The organism is Sinorhizobium sojae CCBAU 05684 (genome assembly GCF_002288525.1).
GTDB lineage: Bacteria > Pseudomonadota > Alphaproteobacteria > Rhizobiales > Rhizobiaceae > Sinorhizobium > Sinorhizobium sojae.
The window spans coordinates 1,168,608-1,182,953 of sequence record NZ_CP023067.1; the positions used below are offsets into that span (position 1 = coordinate 1,168,608).

The window sequence follows — 14,346 nt, forward strand, 5'->3', positions numbered from 1 at the left end:
AGGCTCTAGCCCATTGCGACCGCCAGAGCCAGCCCGCATGGCCCCGGCGCATGCGAATGGTCAAAACCATTCGTTAAGCGACGGCCGCTACGATCGTGAGAATTCCCTTATATATGCAAGAAGTCCAGTATTTGCCCATGGCGAAGCAAGCTTTGAACTTTACCCATTACGACCTGAACACCCAAAGGGCCGGTACGCGCATCGAGATCACGCTCTCTGCAGTCGCCAATGTTCGCCTGATGACCGACGTCAACTTCACGCGTTTCAAGGAAACGCTGAAGCACCAGTTTTTCGGCGGTGTCGCGCGGAAGTCGCCGCTCAGGATGACCATCCCCGAGACGGCGCATTGGCATCTGGTCATCGATACGGAAGGCCTTCACGGCCTTGCCGAATCGAGCGTGCGCGTCCTTGAAACGGCCGGCCAGCCGCGCATCCAGCCGGCCCGTTGACAACAGTGACCCCGGGTGTTCAGCCGAGTCGCTCCGCGTGCCACTTCAGGTGATCGTCCATGAAGGTTGAGATGAAGTAATAGGAATGGTCGTAGCGCTCGTGCATGCGGAGCGTCAGCCCGATGCCGGTGCCCTCGACCGCCGCTTCGAACAGCCACGGACGCAGTCCGTTTTCCAGGAAGCTGTCGGCCTTGCCCTGATCGATCAGGAATTCCGGGAAACGCGCGCCGTCTTCGACGAGGGCGCAGGCGTCGTATTTCCGCCAGACGGCCTTGTCGGATCCGAGATATTTTTCGAAAGCGCCGACCGACCAGTCGGCCGAAGAGGGCGCGACGATCGGCGCGAAGGCGGAGCAGCTCTTGAACCGGTCAGGATTCTTCAGTGCGATAGTCATGGCGCCATGGCCGCCCATCGAGTGCCCGAATATGCCTTGGCGGCTCGGGTCGATGCGGAAATGCTCGCCGACAAGGGCGGGCAGTTCCTCGGTGATGTAAGTGTACATCTGGTAGTGTTCGGCCCAGGGCATTTCCGTTGCGTCGAGGTAGAAGCCTGCGCCCTTGCCCATCTGCCAGTTTGTAAGCTCGTCCGCCACATCGGCGCCGCGCGGGCTCGTGTCCGGGCAAACGACGATGAGGCCGAGTTCCGAAGCCATCCGGCGATACTCACCCTTTTCCATGACGTTTGCATGGGTGCAGGTGAGGCCGGAGAGATACCAGAGCACCGGGCGGGGTTCGTTGACCGCCTGCGGCGGCACATAGACGGCGAAGGTCATTTCGCCCTTGCAGGCTTTGGAATCATGGGCGAACACGCCCTGCATGCCGCCGAAAGCAGTGTTCTGTGAGACGATTTTCATGGGGCTCTCCTGGAGATCAGGTGCTGCCGGCAAGCTGAACCGCGGCATTGACCGCGGCTGCGACGAGCACCGTGTTGAAGAAGAAGGAAACGATCGAATGCAGGAGCGTCACGCGCCGCATCGCTGTTGTCGTGACGGCGACGTCCGAGGTCTGCGCAGTCATGCCGACGACGAAGGCGAAATAGAGGAAGTCGTAGCCTCCAGGCATGTCCGTCTCCGGAAAGTCGAGGCCGCGCGCGGCCGCGTCATCCCGACGCCGGCCGGCGAGCCAGTAGAGGTGGGCATAATGCAGCGACGCCATCGTATGCACAGTCGCCCAGCCGAGGGTGACCGAGGCGAAGGCGAGGATCAGTTCGACGGCGCTGCCGCCGTCCTTGCTGTTGAGCGCAAGAAACAGTGCCGCAAGTGAAACGGCCGCGGCCGCAAGCGTCACGAGAAAGATGATCGGCTCCGGCTCACCGGTGTCCCGCGCATTCGCCTTCAAATAACTTCCGCTGAGTTTCGGAAGCCGGAAGGCAGTGATCGAAAGGTAGGTGCAGAAGAAGGTGATTGCGGCGATCTCGATTGCCTGGTTGCGGAAAATCGGGACGCTGACCGCAACGCTGCCGAGAGCGCCGGCAAGCGCAAGATAGAAGGGCCAATGTCTGAGACCAGTAAGGGGATTCATCCGCGTCTCCCGCTTACCGTCACTTTCCAACCTGGCGGCAGAGCCGGTCAAGCGTTTCCAGAAAAGCGGACCGGTCCTTAGCAGTGAAGGCGGCGTTGTAGCCCTTGCTTTCGCCAGTCTCCCTCAGATGTGCACCGAGATCGCGCATGGCAGATGCCAGTCCGATATTGGTTCGGTCGAATATGCGGCCGGTGGGGCCGGTGGCGAGCGCCCCTGCGGCCACGCAGCGCACGGCGAGCGGTACGTCCGCTGTGACCACGACATCGCCCTTGCCCGCACGTTCGGCGATCCAATCGTCTGCGGCGTCGAAGCCCGCCGACACGATGACGTTCCGCACCATAGGGTCGCGCGAAGGGCGCAGTCCCGAATTGGCGACGAAGGTCACCTCCAAGCCGTGGCGCTCGGCCACTTTCAGGATCTCTGCCTTTACCGGACAAGCATCGGCGTCGACGTAAATCATCGGGGAAAGTCTCTTTGGAACTGCGAAGCGCCGGAACCCAGAAGGTTCCGACGCTTATCGGATGCAGTCGCAGATTAATAGACGACGACGCTGCGTATGCTTTCACCGGAATGCATCAGCTCGAAGCCCTTGTTGATGTCATCGAGCGGCATGGTGTGGGTGATCATCGGATCGATCTGGATCTTGCCCTCCATGTACCAGTCGACGATCTTCGGCACGTCGGTGCGCCCGCGCGCGCCGCCGAAGGCGGTGCCCATCCAGGTGCGGCCGGTGACCAGCTGGAACGGCCGCGTCGCGATCTCCTGGCCGGCACCGGCGACCCCGATGATCACCGACTTGCCCCAGCCGCGATGCGAGGCCTCCAGCGCCTGGCGCATCACCTTCACGTTGCCGGTGCAGTCGAAGGTGTAGTCGGCGCCGCCGATCTGGTCGGCGCCGCGCTTCGTCAGGTTGACGAGATAGGGCACGATGTCGTCGCCCACCTCCGTCGGATTGACGAAGTGGGTCATGCCGAACTTCTCGCCCCATTCCTTCTTGTCATTGTTCAAATCGACGCCGATGATCACGTCGGCGCCGGCGAGCTTCAGCCCCTGGATGACGTTCAAACCGATGCCGCCCAGGCCGAAGACGATCGCCGTTGCGCCGATCTCGACCTTCGCGGTGTTGATGACGGCGCCGATGCCGGTGGTGACGCCGCAGCCGATATAGCAGATCTTGTCGAAGGGGGCGTCCGGATTGACCTTGGCGACGGCGATCTCCGGCAGCACGGTGAAATTGGCGAAAGTCGAGCAGCCCATGTAATGGTGCAGCTTCTCGCCGTTGAGCGAGAAGCGCGAGGTGCCGTCCGGCATCACGCCCTGGCCCTGGGTGGCGCGAATGGCGGTGCAGAGATTGGTCTTGCGCGACAGACACGAGGGGCAGGACCGGCATTCCGGCGTATAGAGCGGAATGACGTGGTCGCCCTTCTTGACGCTCGTGACGCCAGGGCCGACATCGACGACGATGCCAGCGCCTTCATGGCCGAGGATTGCCGGAAACAGCCCTTCCGGATCGGCGCCGGAGAGGGTGAAATCGTCGGTGTGGCAGATTCCGGTCGCCTTCACCTCGACGAGCACCTCGCCGGCCCGCGGGCCTTCGAGCTGCACCGTCATCACTTCCAGCGGCTTGCCGGCCTGAACGGCAACGGCGGCGCGTACGTCCATCTTTATCTCCCTGGATTCGCAAATACATTTGACGGTATGATTCAATCGTCAATACAACGGCGCGCGTAAGCTGAAATTACATTGGCTTAGAATTCTTCATTCTGCTCGACACGCCCGATTTCCATCTCGAGCGCCGTAATGGCTTCTCCAGTCTGAGCGTGCAGCTTCTTGATGACGGCGAGTTGCTTGCGCAGTTGGTTCCCCGGTAGCTCCGCCGTCTCTTCATCCGGCCCGCGTCCGATCCCGGCAATCAGCCAAACGGGCGCGACGCCGAGCACGCCTGCGAGCATGAAAAGCCGATTGGCTCGAGGTTCGGCGCGGTCGCGCTCCCAGGAAGAGATGGTTTCGCTACGAACGCCGAGCTTGGTTGCCAGATCCTTCGTCGTGAGCTTCGCCGCGTCCCGTGCTCTCCAGATGCGGCCGCCCAGGGTATCGCCGTCTCCTGTCTGGTGCAGACGCGCAATCGCGGATTCGGTGGATACGTGCATGGTAGCTCCTTTCGCCTGATTGTCGTTGTCGGGACGCCGGAAGCGCCTTTGACTGCCCGCTGTGGGGCGAAGGTGAGATGAGCTTATAGGCCTTTAAGTGCGGGCGGGGCAATCCGCAGCGGCAAAAAGTCGACCAAATGCGCCCCCGATCGCCGCGTCGGTCTCCAATCTTCCGGCGCGAGCGATGCGGCATGCGGCAGATTGTGGTTGCGTGATTCTAACCGTTATCCGCCCGCGTGGGGCCGAAGACCATTTCGAATGCTTCCCTGAGCCGTGTATCGACATCGGCCATCATGACCGGCAGACCGAGATCGACGAGGCTTGTCACGCCATAGCCGCGGATGCCGCAGGGCACGATGCCGTTGAAGTGATCAAGATCCGGGTCGACATTGAGCGAGAAGCCGTGGAAGCTCACCCATCTTCGCAGGCGGATACCAATGGCGGCGACCTTGTCCTCGGCCATGGATCCATCCATCAGCGGCGCCTTCTCCGGCCGGCGCACCCAGACGCCGACGCGGTCTTCGCGTCGCTCGCCTTTGATGTTCATCGAATCGAGCGTGGCGATGATGACGCTTTCGAGCGCCGCGACGAAGGCGCGGACATCCTGCCGGCGCCGCTTCAGGTCGAGCATGACGTAGACGACCCGCTGCCCGGGACCGTGATAGGTATACTCGCCGCCGCGGCCGGTCGCAAAGACCGGAAAGCGGTCCGGCATCACGAGGTCGGCGGCATGGGCGCTCGTGCCGGCCGTGTAAAGCGGCGGATGCTCGACCAGCCAGACCAACTCGTCGGCGGTGCCGGCCGCGATTGCCGCCGCCTCTCGCTCCATCGTTTCGACCGCCTGTGGATAACCGACGAGGGCAGGGGCGATGCGCCAGCGCACCGGCGGCGTTTCCGGCGGAGCAAACATCTCCTTGCTGAGGTTTTCACGCTGCATGGGGGCCCACATTTACCGACTTTTCCGACTTGTACATGGGACGGACGGCGCCAAGAGTCCAGCGTTTCCAGCGCTTTCAGCGAGGTCCGTCGAAATTGTTCGGTTTCCCGTCAAATTTCTGTCACGGCGCCCTTGTGCACCCCCAATGCTTTTGCTACATGCAGCCCCGCCGACGCAAATCGGCACCTACCACGATGCGGTCGTGGCGGAATTGGTAGACGCGCAGCGTTGAGGTCGCTGTGGGGCAACCCGTGGAAGTTCGAGTCTTCTCGACCGCACCAAAACTATCCGGCAGGCGAGCTGGATACGCAAATCTCCTCCATCGTATTCTTTGGCAAGACGCCGGAAATTTGACCACCGGGTCCTGCTGCATTCGGCCGCGTGTGCACCAACGATTCGCATCTCGCTGCCGTTGTTTAGCCAAGCGACGCTTGAATCGGCTCTGTTCATTCGTCCGGAACGGGCACCGTCACTTCGTCCTTCAGATCGCGGAACTCGACCCGGCGATCCGGTGCCAGCGGCCTTTGCTCGATGCTGATGCGCTATTGATTGATCTCAGGCTCGACAAGCCTTGCCAGGTTTCGCAGCGACTCCTGCCAACCGAGATAGCAAGCCTCGGGTGGTATGACGTCCGGCACGCCTGCCTGCTCGATATCCAGCTCGGTGCCGACCGATACTTTCTTCAATGTCACAGTCACTTGCATGTCACCGGGCAGGTTGGGATCGTCGAAAGTGTCCGTGTAGCGCAAGCGTTCGCCTGGGACGAGTTCGACATATTCGCCGCCAAACGCGTGGCTTGTACCCGTTGTGAAGTTCCGGAAGGACATTTTGAACGTGCCGCCGACTTTGGGATCCAGGTGATGCACAGTGCAGGCGAAGCCGTTTGGCGGAAGCCACTTCGCGAGCGCGTCTGCCTCGATGAACGCGCGATAGACTTTTTCTGGGTTGGTTGCCAGAACGCGATGCAAGCGTATGATGCTGGGCATAATCGTTTCTCCTTGTGAATTGACAGTGCCGCCGATGAATAGCCGGTCCACGCGCCGAGGACGAACGAGGCTCCGCCAATGCGACAGCGGATCCCAGATTTCTTGAAAGCGCCAGTTTAGACGTTGCCATCCCGGAGCCGGACGTTTCACCCATGCCCCGGACCGTGAGTTTGCCGACTGCCGCTTCTACGCCTATTGACCAAGCGCGCCACTCACGAAGCAACCGCCCTACACGATAATGTTGATGGCTAAATTCGCGGAATCGTAAAAAAAAAGTCGGCGAACGGGCAGGGATTAGTTATGCTTCATTTTGTCATGCGGATTCGCGTCAGCGGCCGCGATGATGGGGTGACAGAGCGACGAGTCTTGCGGAGCGCGCCTCCGATTTCAAAAGAGGCGCCGATCGGTCGGTCCCGAACTGATGTGCGGATGTCGTCGTTAGCTGCTGCTTCGGCATCCGATTCCAGTGCCGGTTATAAAGAAGGAACTTTGAAGTCAGGAAACCGTTCACTTGAAGCAGAAGCCGACAGGCAGCTATCCCGTTTCAACCAAGCGGCCTGCCGCGGGAGAGCACGATGCAAAGGAGTGAATCTGACGTCTTCGACCTCTTTTCGGAGATCTATTCGAGTGCAGCGCAAGAAGAGATAAGCCTACAGGAATATCTTCTCGCATGTCGTGACGACAAGAGTATGTACGCCACCGCTCAGGAGCGGATGGTGGATGCCATTGGAGAACCGGTTCTCGTCGATACCAGCGCCGACGAACGTCTGGGCCGGATCTTTGCCAACCGAACCATCAAGATCTATCCGGCTTTTTCCGACTTTTTCGGCATGGAAGACACGATCGAGCGGATCGTCGGTTACTTCCGCTACGCTGCCCAGGGTCTCGAGGAACGCAAGCAGATTCTCTACCTCCTGGGACCGGTCGGCGGCGGCAAGTCCTCGCTCGCCGAGCGGCTAAAGAGGCTGATGGAGCAGCGGCCGGTATACACGCTGATGGTCAATGGACAGATCAGCCCGATCTTCGAGTCGCCCCTCGGCCTCTTTCATCCCGAGCGCATGGCCGATCTTCTCGAGGACAAATACGGCATCGCCCGACGAAGGTTGACCGGCCTGATCTCGCCCTGGGCGGCGAAAAGGCTCGACGAGGTCGGGGGCGACATTTCGAAGTTTAGCGTCGTCAAGCTGACGCCCTCGCGGCTGCGCCAGATCTGCATCGCCAAGACAGAGCCCGGCGACGAGAACAACCAGGACGTCTCCTCGCTCGTCGGCAAGGTCGATATCCGGCAGCTCGAAAACTACAGCCAGGCGGATCCCGACGCCTATTCCTACAGCGGCGGGCTCAACCGCACTTCGCAGGGGCTGCTCGAATTCGTCGAGATGTTCAAGGCTCCGATCAAGGTCCTGCATCCGCTGCTGACGGCGACGCAGGAGGGCAGCTACAACGGCACGGAGAATTTCGGCGCCTTCCCCTATCAGGGCACCATCCTTGCGCACTCCAACGAGTCGGAATGGCTGCAGTTCAAGAACAACCGCAACAACGAGGCGTTTCTGGACCGCATCCTGGTGGTCAAGGTGCCCTATTGCCTGCGCGTGACCGAAGAGAAGATGATCTATGAAAAGCTTCTTCGCGAAAGCGAACTGGTCAGCAACCCGTGCGCTCCGGAAGTCCTGGAGATACTGAGCCGGTTTACGGTCTCGACCCGTCTCGTGCCGCACGAGAATTCTTCGCTCTATACCAAGATGCGCGTCTATGACGGCGAGAATCTCAAGGATGTCGATCCGAAGGCGCGCTCCGTCCAGGAATATCGCGATGCGGCCGGTGTCGACGAAGGAATGACCGGCGTCAGCACGCGCTTTGCCTTCAAGGTCCTCTCCGAGACCTTCAACTACGACACCAAGGAGGTCGCCGCCGATCCGGTGCACCTCATGTATATCCTGGAGCAGGCGATCAAGCGCGAACAGTTCCCGAAGGAATCCGAGGCGGCCTATCTCGATTTCATCAAGTCGGAACTTGCCACACGCTATGCGGAGTTCATCGGTCACGAGATCCAGAAGGCCTATCTGGAATCCTACAGCGAATACGGTCAGAATCTTTTCGACCGCTATATCGCCTATGCCGATGCCTGGCTCGAGGACCAGGACTTCAAGGATCCGGACACGGGGCAGATCCTCAACCGCAAGATTCTCGACAGCGAGTTGTCGCAGATCGAAAAGCCGGCGGGCATCGCCAATCCGAAGGATTTCCGCAACGAAGTCGTCAAGTTCACGCTCAGGGCGCGCGCCAAGAACCACGGGCGCAATCCGGCCTGGACCAGCTACGAGAAGCTGCGCGAAGTCATCGAGAAGCGCATGTTCGGCCAGGTCGAGGACCTGCTGCCGGTGATCAGCTTCGGTTCCAAGAAGGACAGCGCCACCGAGAAGCAGCACGCCGAGTTCGTCCAACGGATGAAGGAGCGCGGATACACCGAACGGCAGGTGCGAAGGCTCGTCGATTGGTACATGCGGGTGAACAAGGCGGGTTGAGGATGCGCGACGCAGGGGTCAGTCAATGCCGAATTTCATCGACCGCCGCCTTAACCCGAAAGACAAGAGTCTCGGCAACAGGCAGCGTTTCCTGAAGCGCGCGCGTGAGGAACTGAAGCGCGTCATCAAGGAGCGGGTAAAATCGGGCAAGATCGCCGACGTCGACGCCGAGCACAACGTGTCGATGCCCGCCCGCGGCGTCAGCGAGCCGAGCTTCCAGCCCGACAGACATAGCGGTGAAAAGCAGTATGTTTTGCCCGGGAACCGCGAGTTCGCGCCCGGAGACCGTCTCCCGAAGAAGGGTTCCGGCAGAGGGGCAGCAGGCGCGGGCGCCGGGACCGGTAAAAGCGAGGACGATTTCCAGTTCGTCCTCTCCCGCGAAGAGGTGCTCGATCTGTTCTTCGAGGACCTGGAACTCCCGGATATGGTGAAGCTCAATCTGAAGGAGTCCGTCGCCTTCAAGCGGCGCCGCGCCGGCTTCACGGCAAGCGGCTCTCCCATGAACATCAATGTGGGGCGCACGATGCGCAATAGCTTCGGGCGCCGCATTGCGCTCAGGCGTCCGTCGCGGCGGGAAGTCGAGGAGCTCGCAGAAGAGATTGCCAAGCTCGAGGCGGCGCCGGGTGCGCAGACGAAGCACAAACAGCATATCGAGGAGTTGCGCCAGACCCTCGACAAGTTGGAACGTCGGCGCCGGCGGATCGCCTATGTCGATCCGGTCGACATCCGTTTCAATCGCTTCGAGCCGCAGCCGCTGCCGAATGCAAGCGCGGTGATGTTCTGTCTCATGGATGTTTCCGCCTCTATGGGCGAGCGTGAGAAGGACCTCGCCAAGCGCTTCTTTGTGCTGCTGCACCTCTTCCTCAAGCGGCGCTACGAGCGCATCGACATCGTCTTCATCCGCCATACGGACGAGGCGGGCGAGGTCGACGAAAACACGTTCTTCTACAGCAAACAGAGCGGCGGCACGATCGTTTCGACGGCCCTCGAGGAAATGCTCCGCGTCATACGCGAGCGCTATCCGGCGCATGAATGGAACATCTACGCCGCGCAGGCCTCGGACGGAGAGAACATTTCCGGTGACTCGGAGCGTTGCGCTTCGCTGCTGCACGACGAGTTGATGCGGCTATGCCAGTACTACGCCTATGTCGAAATCATCGACGAGCGTGAGACGGAGATCTTCGGGACGACCGACAACGGGACGTCGCTCTGGCGCGCCTATCGCACCGTCGACGACGAATGGCCCAACTTCCAGATGACCCGCATAGCGAAGCCGGCGGACATCTATCCGGTGTTCCGCAAGCTCTTCGGCAAGCAGCAGACCGTGCAGTTGCACAAGTGAAAGGCGATGATGATGCCACAGGGCGCGGCCTCAAACCTTTTGTTTCAGGGCTCCGACTGGAACTTCGAGACGCTCTCGCGCACCTATGACGCCATTGAGGCGATCGCGATCGATGAACTCGGGCTCGACGTCTATCCGAACCAGCTTGAGATCATTTCCTCCGAGCAGATGCTCGACGCCTATTCATCGGTCGGCATGCCGCTGATGTATCAGCACTGGTCCTTCGGCAAGCGCTTCGTTTTCGAGGATCACCTCTATCGCAAGGGTCGTCGTGGCCTGGCCTACGAACTGGTCATCAACTCCAATCCCTGCATCACCTATCTGATGGAGGAAAACACCATGGCCATGCAGGCCCTGGTGACCGCTCACGCCGCCTTCGGCCACAATCACTTCTTCAAAAACAACTACCTGTTCCGGCAATGGACCGATGCCAGTGCGATCCTGGACTATATGGAGTTTGCCAAGAAATACATCGCCAAATGCGAGGAGCGCCACGGCACGGCCGCAGTCGAGTCGATTCTCGATTCCGCCCATGCGCTCATGGACCAGGGCGTCTTCCGCTATCGGCGGCCTCCGAGACTTTCTTCGGAAAAGGAGCGGGAGCGCACCCGTGAGCGGCTGGAATACGAGGAGCAGACCTTTAGCGACCTGTGGCGGACGCTTCCGCCCACGAGCGAGAACAGCGACCCAAAGGCGGTCGAGCGTGACGTATCGGAGCGCAAGAAAGCGCTAAATCTGCCCGAGGAGAACCTTCTTTATTTTCTGGAGAAGACCAGCCTGATCCTGGAGCCCTGGCAGAGGGAAATCCTGCGCATCGTCCGTGTCATCGCGCAATATTTCTATCCGCAGCGGCAAACGAAGGTGATGAACGAGGGGTGTGCCACCTATGTTCACTACACCATCATGAACCGGCTGTTCGATCGGGGTCAGATCACCGAAGGCGCCATGCTGGAGGTTCTCCAGAGCCATACCAACGTCGTTTTCCAGCCGCCCTTTGACGATCCCCGCTACCCCGGCATCAATCCATATGCCCTCGGATTCGCGATGATGCAGGAGATCGAGCGCATCTGCGTCGACCCGACGTCGGAGGATCGTGACTGGTTTCCGGAGATAGCGGGGACGGGGAACTGGCGCGAGACGCTGCTCGACGCCTGGGCAAACCACCGTGACGAGTCCTTCATCCTGCAATATCTGAGCCCGTCGCTCATACGGAAATTCAGGCTGTTTCTGCTGACCGACGAGGCAGACGACAATTATTGCGAAGTCGCTTCCATACACAACGAGCGCGGTTACGAGGCGATCCGCACGGCGCTTGCCCGCAGCTACGACGTCGGCGCGAACCAGCCGGATATCCAGGTGATGGATGTGGACCTATTGGGCGACCGCCATCTGCGCCTGCAGCACAACGTCAAGAATGGCGTTCTTCTCGAAGAGGACGGCCGGGACGACACGCTGCGTCACGTCCGCCATCTGTGGGGATATGACGTCAGCATCGCCGGCGTCGATAGCGAAACTGGCGAGACTCTCTACGAATGCACGACGGCGGACCTGTCAGGCGACGACTGACGTGGTGGCACGACCGTCGCTCGCCCCCGACGGCCCTCCGTGCTTTCCTACTGCATGTCTCCTTCACCTCGGTTTAAGGTCAAAGGCATTGAAGCAACCCAAAGTGCTCCCGCGACCTTTGCGCGTCTGATAGCGTCCCGAAGGACGCGCGGCGCCGTAGTGGTTTGCCGATCAGTCGCCCAGGCTGTCGACGACGCTGCGGCGAATGAGCTTGTAGGTGTGATCTGACTGGACTTCATAGGTCTCGTAGACGTATTTGCCCTGGTGCAGGAACCGGTTCTGAATCTTGGTACCGGGCGCGGCCTGGCTTTTGCGGGACGAGGCAGTCTCGCCATAGGTGAGACTGCCGGGAAGCGGCTCCAGATCGGGTGTCGCCGTGCAGCCGGCGAGTGCTATGGCCCACAGAAGTGTCAGGCGCGTGAGTTTCATTGCATGTCCTTCGGTTTGGTTCGGAGCTACTCGGCGCGGTTGCATCTAACTACCGGCCGCAGCGTTCAGGTGGAGGTGGGCCGAGGCTAGCGCATCGACCCAGAAATCGAAATCGAAATCGAGTTTCGGAAGCTCGATGCGATTCAAAGCGTCACACCGACCTTTGCGCGTCTGAAAAGCCGCGCGGCGCTGCAGGCCGTTCAATCGACCGCAGCGGCGCGCATCTTCTCGAATCGCTTTACCGCGCGCTCCCGCTTCAGCCGCGACAGCCGCCGGGTCCAGAACAGGCCGTCCAACTGGTCGATTTCATGCTGAAGGCAGACGGCCATCAGGCCGCTCGCCTCTTCCTCCCGCGTTTCGCCTAAGAGCGTCTGGTACCGGACGCGGACACACGCCGGCCGCTCGACGTCTTCGGAAACACCGGGCATCGAAACGCTGCCCTCGCTGTGGCGCGCCGTCTGGCCCGAGCGCCAGACGATTTCCGGATTGACGAAAACGCGCGGTCCGCTTTCCCGGTCGAGTTCGATGACCGTCACCCGTTTCAGGATGCCGATATGCGCTGCAGTGATCCCGATACCCGGAGCGGCGCGCATCGTCTCGACCAGGTCGTCGGCAAGCCGTTGCAAGTCTTCGTCGAACTGGTTGACTGCATTTGTGGCCATGTTCAGCAGCGGATTCGGAAATTTGATGATCGGTCGGATGGCCATGCGGAAGCCCTCTCTGCGCTGCAATGCATTTGGTACAGCTTGGTTAAATGGTCCAGAGGCGTAACGTCTACAGCGCTGCACGCCAATCAGGCGCGCAAAGGTCGCTGTAGCGCTTTGATTTGCTACATGTCTTGTCCTTAAAACGATGTCGATTTGCGGAGACTTGCAGTAGCTGTGGACCTTCGTGGTGGTTTGCGCTAGCAGGGCTACAGGTCGTTGCCTGCGGGCAGGACGACGAAAGTGGCATGTCTCCTACGGGTCTACAAGGCTGCGCGCCGTTGCCGGTGGTGGTATTCTTTTCGAGGGCGGGTCCATGAGCAACATAGATGACGACCGCGGTTCCGACGAGAACGCCGCCTTCGACGGCTCGGACATCTATGCCGACGACGGCTCGGTGCGCTCGGATTTCCTCATGCATGTGGGTGCCGCGATCGCCGATCGCGACACGATCTATCTGCGCCAGCATGTCGCCGGACTGCATGCGTCGGAGTTGGGCGACCTCCTCGAGGCGATCCAGGCGGAGCAGCGCCTGTCGCTCGTGTCGCTGCTCGGCAAGGACTTTGACCTTGCGGCCTTGACGGAGGTCGACGAGGCGATCCGTCTCGACATCGTCGAACACCTGCCGAACGAGCAGATCGCCGAAGCGATCGGCGAGATGGATTCCGATGACGCGGTCTACATTCTCGAGGATCTGGATCAGGAGGATCAGGAAGAGATCCTCGCGAAACTGCCATTTACCGAGCGTGTTCGCCTACGCCGTTCGCTCGATTATCCGGAAAGCACGGCCGGCCGGCGCATGCAGACGGAGTTCGTGGCCGTTCCGCCTTTCTGGACGGTGGGCCAGACGATCGATTACATGCGCGAGGACGAGGATCTGCCTGACAGCTTCACGCAGATCTTTGTGATCGACCCGACCTTCAAGCTGCTCGGCGCCGTCGATCTCGACCGCGTGCTGCGCACCAAGCGATCGGTGAAGATCGACGCGATCATGCGCGACACGAGCCATGCCATCCCGGCGGAAATGGACCAGGAGGAGGCGGCACAACTCTTCGAGCAATATGATCTCTTGTCGGCCGCCGTCGTCGACGACAATGGCCGCCTCGTCGGCGTGCTGACGATCGACGACGTGGTGGACGTGATCCAGGAGGAGGCCGAGGAGGACTTGCTGCGCCTTGGCGGCGTCGGTGACGAGGAACTGTCGGATACCGTTGGAGGTGCATCGCGCTCTCGTATCCCCTGGCTGTTCGTCAACACGGTGACGGCCTTCATCTCCGCCACCGTCATCGGCCTCTTCGATGCGACAATCCAGCAGATCGTTGCGCTGGCGATCCTGATGCCGATCGTTGCCGGCATGGGTGGCAATGCGGGCGCACAAACCATGACGGTGACGGTCCGCGCGCTCGCGACCCGGGCGCTCGACACCCATAACGCGCCGCGGATCATTCGCCGCGAGGCGGGCGTCGGTCTCTTGAACGGTCTGGTCTTCGGCACCTTCATCGGCATTGTCGCGGGGCTCTGGTTCCAGAATGTCCATATCGGCGGTATCATCGCCGCCGCGATGCTGATCAACATGATAGCCGCCGCGCTCGCCGGCATTCTGATTCCGATTGTTCTGGACAAGTCCGGTGCCGACCCGGCCGTCTCCTCGGCCGTCTTCGTCACGGCGGTTACGGACGTGATCGGCTTCTTCAGTTTCCTCGGCCTGGCGGCATGGTGGTTCAACGTCGCATGAGCA

Annotated in this window: 14 protein-coding genes and 1 tRNA gene; 6 read left to right on the forward strand and 9 right to left on the reverse strand. The window is 60.8% G+C overall.

What is annotated here, in order from left to right:
• Window positions 1–137 precede the first annotated feature (137 nt).
• Window positions 138–449 carry a DUF1883 domain-containing protein gene (locus tag SJ05684_RS05790; protein ID WP_034859454.1) on the forward strand — a complete coding sequence of 104 codons (312 nt, stop codon included), beginning with the start codon at window positions 138–140 and terminating at the stop codon, window positions 447–449.
• Between the two features lie 19 nt (window positions 450–468).
• On the opposite strand, the gene fghA is transcribed toward SJ05684_RS05790, so the two are convergent.
• The 6 genes from fghA to lipB all read right to left on the reverse strand — a co-directional run bounded on the left by fghA (window position 469) and on the right by lipB (window position 5,056).
• The gene (gene fghA, locus SJ05684_RS05795) at window positions 469–1,302 is read right to left on the reverse strand and encodes an S-formylglutathione hydrolase (protein WP_034859425.1); all 834 of its coding nucleotides are present in this window, start codon (window positions 1,300–1,302) and stop codon (window positions 469–471) included.
• 16 nt (window positions 1,303–1,318) lie between these two features.
• Window positions 1,319–1,969 carry a DUF1345 domain-containing protein gene (locus tag SJ05684_RS05800; protein WP_034859424.1) on the reverse strand — a complete coding sequence of 217 codons (651 nt, stop codon included), beginning with the start codon at window positions 1,967–1,969 and terminating at the stop codon, window positions 1,319–1,321.
• Window positions 1,970–1,988: 19 nt separating this feature from the next.
• On the reverse strand, window positions 1,989–2,429 hold the full coding sequence (locus tag SJ05684_RS05805; RefSeq protein ID WP_034859423.1) for a YaiI/YqxD family protein: 441 nt from the start codon (window positions 2,427–2,429) through the stop codon (window positions 1,989–1,991).
• A 74-nt stretch (window positions 2,430–2,503) separates the two neighbouring features.
• On the reverse strand, window positions 2,504–3,631 hold the full coding sequence (locus SJ05684_RS05810; RefSeq protein WP_095694217.1) for an S-(hydroxymethyl)glutathione dehydrogenase/class III alcohol dehydrogenase: 1,128 nt from the start codon (window positions 3,629–3,631) through the stop codon (window positions 2,504–2,506).
• Window positions 3,632–3,717: 86 nt separating this feature from the next.
• Window positions 3,718–4,119: a helix-turn-helix domain-containing protein gene (locus tag SJ05684_RS05815; protein WP_034854764.1), complete on the reverse strand. Its 402-nt coding sequence runs from the start codon at window positions 4,117–4,119 to the stop codon at window positions 3,718–3,720.
• Between the two features lie 217 nt (window positions 4,120–4,336).
• Entirely contained in the window at window positions 4,337–5,056 is a 720-nt protein-coding gene (gene lipB, locus SJ05684_RS05820) for a lipoyl(octanoyl) transferase LipB (RefSeq protein ID WP_050980003.1), read from the reverse strand.
• A gap of 196 nt (window positions 5,057–5,252) precedes the next feature.
• Here lipB and SJ05684_RS05825 point away from each other — a divergent pair.
• A tRNA-Leu gene (locus SJ05684_RS05825) sits at window positions 5,253–5,337 on the forward strand.
• Window positions 5,338–5,598: 261 nt separating this feature from the next.
• Here the strand turns inward: SJ05684_RS05825 and SJ05684_RS05830 are convergent.
• Window positions 5,599–6,042, reverse strand: coding sequence for an SRPBCC family protein (locus SJ05684_RS05830; protein ID WP_034854762.1), 444 nt, complete (start codon window positions 6,040–6,042; stop codon window positions 5,599–5,601).
• Between the two features lie 575 nt (window positions 6,043–6,617).
• On the opposite strand from SJ05684_RS05830, the gene SJ05684_RS05835 reads away from it, so the two are divergent.
• Genes SJ05684_RS05835 through SJ05684_RS05845 form a run of 3 tightly spaced genes read left to right on the forward strand, consistent with a single transcriptional unit; the run spans window position 6,618 to window position 11,475 of the window.
• Window positions 6,618–8,567, forward strand: coding sequence for a PrkA family serine protein kinase (locus SJ05684_RS05835; RefSeq protein ID WP_034854761.1), 1,950 nt, complete (start codon window positions 6,618–6,620; stop codon window positions 8,565–8,567).
• Between the two features lie 25 nt (window positions 8,568–8,592).
• Window positions 8,593–9,909, forward strand: coding sequence for a YeaH/YhbH family protein (locus SJ05684_RS05840; RefSeq protein ID WP_034854760.1), 1,317 nt, complete (start codon window positions 8,593–8,595; stop codon window positions 9,907–9,909).
• 12 nt (window positions 9,910–9,921) lie between these two features.
• A complete protein-coding gene (locus SJ05684_RS05845) occupies window positions 9,922–11,475 on the forward strand; it encodes a SpoVR family protein (RefSeq protein ID WP_034854780.1) in 1,554 nt (517 codons plus the stop codon).
• A 171-nt stretch (window positions 11,476–11,646) separates the two neighbouring features.
• On the opposite strand, the gene SJ05684_RS05850 is transcribed toward SJ05684_RS05845, so the two are convergent.
• Both SJ05684_RS05850 and SJ05684_RS05855 read right to left on the reverse strand, forming a co-directional pair.
• Complete coding sequence (locus SJ05684_RS05850; RefSeq protein ID WP_034854759.1) at window positions 11,647–11,904, reverse strand: hypothetical protein; 258 nt, start codon at window positions 11,902–11,904, stop codon at window positions 11,647–11,649.
• 200 nt (window positions 11,905–12,104) lie between these two features.
• A complete protein-coding gene (locus tag SJ05684_RS05855; protein WP_034854758.1) occupies window positions 12,105–12,611 on the reverse strand; it encodes a peptide deformylase in 507 nt (168 codons plus the stop codon).
• Window positions 12,612–12,924: 313 nt separating this feature from the next.
• Here SJ05684_RS05855 and mgtE point away from each other — a divergent pair, with 313 nt between their 5' ends.
• The gene (mgtE, locus tag SJ05684_RS05865) at window positions 12,925–14,343 is read left to right on the forward strand and encodes a magnesium transporter (protein ID WP_034854757.1); all 1,419 of its coding nucleotides are present in this window, start codon (window positions 12,925–12,927) and stop codon (window positions 14,341–14,343) included.
• The last annotated feature ends 3 nt before the right edge of the window (window positions 14,344–14,346 follow it).

Coding starts and splice junctions, on each gene's coding strand:
- SJ05684_RS05790 (WP_034859454.1), top strand. CDS start 138: ATGGCGAAGCAAGCTTTGAACTTTACCCATTACGACCTGAACACCCAA.
- fghA (WP_034859425.1), bottom strand. CDS start 1,302: ATGAAAATCGTCTCACAGAACACTGCTTTCGGCGGCATGCAGGGCGTG.
- SJ05684_RS05800 (WP_034859424.1), bottom strand. CDS start 1,969: ATGAATCCCCTTACTGGTCTCAGACATTGGCCCTTCTATCTTGCGCTT.
- SJ05684_RS05805 (WP_034859423.1), bottom strand. CDS start 2,429: ATGATTTACGTCGACGCCGATGCTTGTCCGGTAAAGGCAGAGATCCTG.
- SJ05684_RS05810 (WP_095694217.1), bottom strand. CDS start 3,631: ATGGACGTACGCGCCGCCGTTGCCGTTCAGGCCGGCAAGCCGCTGGAA.
- SJ05684_RS05815 (WP_034854764.1), bottom strand. CDS start 4,119: ATGCACGTATCCACCGAATCCGCGATTGCGCGTCTGCACCAGACAGGA.
- lipB (WP_050980003.1), bottom strand. CDS start 5,056: ATGCAGCGTGAAAACCTCAGCAAGGAGATGTTTGCTCCGCCGGAAACG.
- SJ05684_RS05830 (WP_034854762.1), bottom strand. CDS start 6,042: ATGCCCAGCATCATACGCTTGCATCGCGTTCTGGCAACCAACCCAGAA.
- SJ05684_RS05835 (WP_034854761.1), top strand. CDS start 6,618: ATGCAAAGGAGTGAATCTGACGTCTTCGACCTCTTTTCGGAGATCTAT.
- SJ05684_RS05840 (WP_034854760.1), top strand. CDS start 8,593: ATGCCGAATTTCATCGACCGCCGCCTTAACCCGAAAGACAAGAGTCTC.
- SJ05684_RS05845 (WP_034854780.1), top strand. CDS start 9,922: ATGCCACAGGGCGCGGCCTCAAACCTTTTGTTTCAGGGCTCCGACTGG.
- SJ05684_RS05850 (WP_034854759.1), bottom strand. CDS start 11,904: ATGAAACTCACGCGCCTGACACTTCTGTGGGCCATAGCACTCGCCGGC.
- SJ05684_RS05855 (WP_034854758.1), bottom strand. CDS start 12,611: ATGGCCATCCGACCGATCATCAAATTTCCGAATCCGCTGCTGAACATG.
- mgtE (WP_034854757.1), top strand. CDS start 12,925: ATGAGCAACATAGATGACGACCGCGGTTCCGACGAGAACGCCGCCTTC.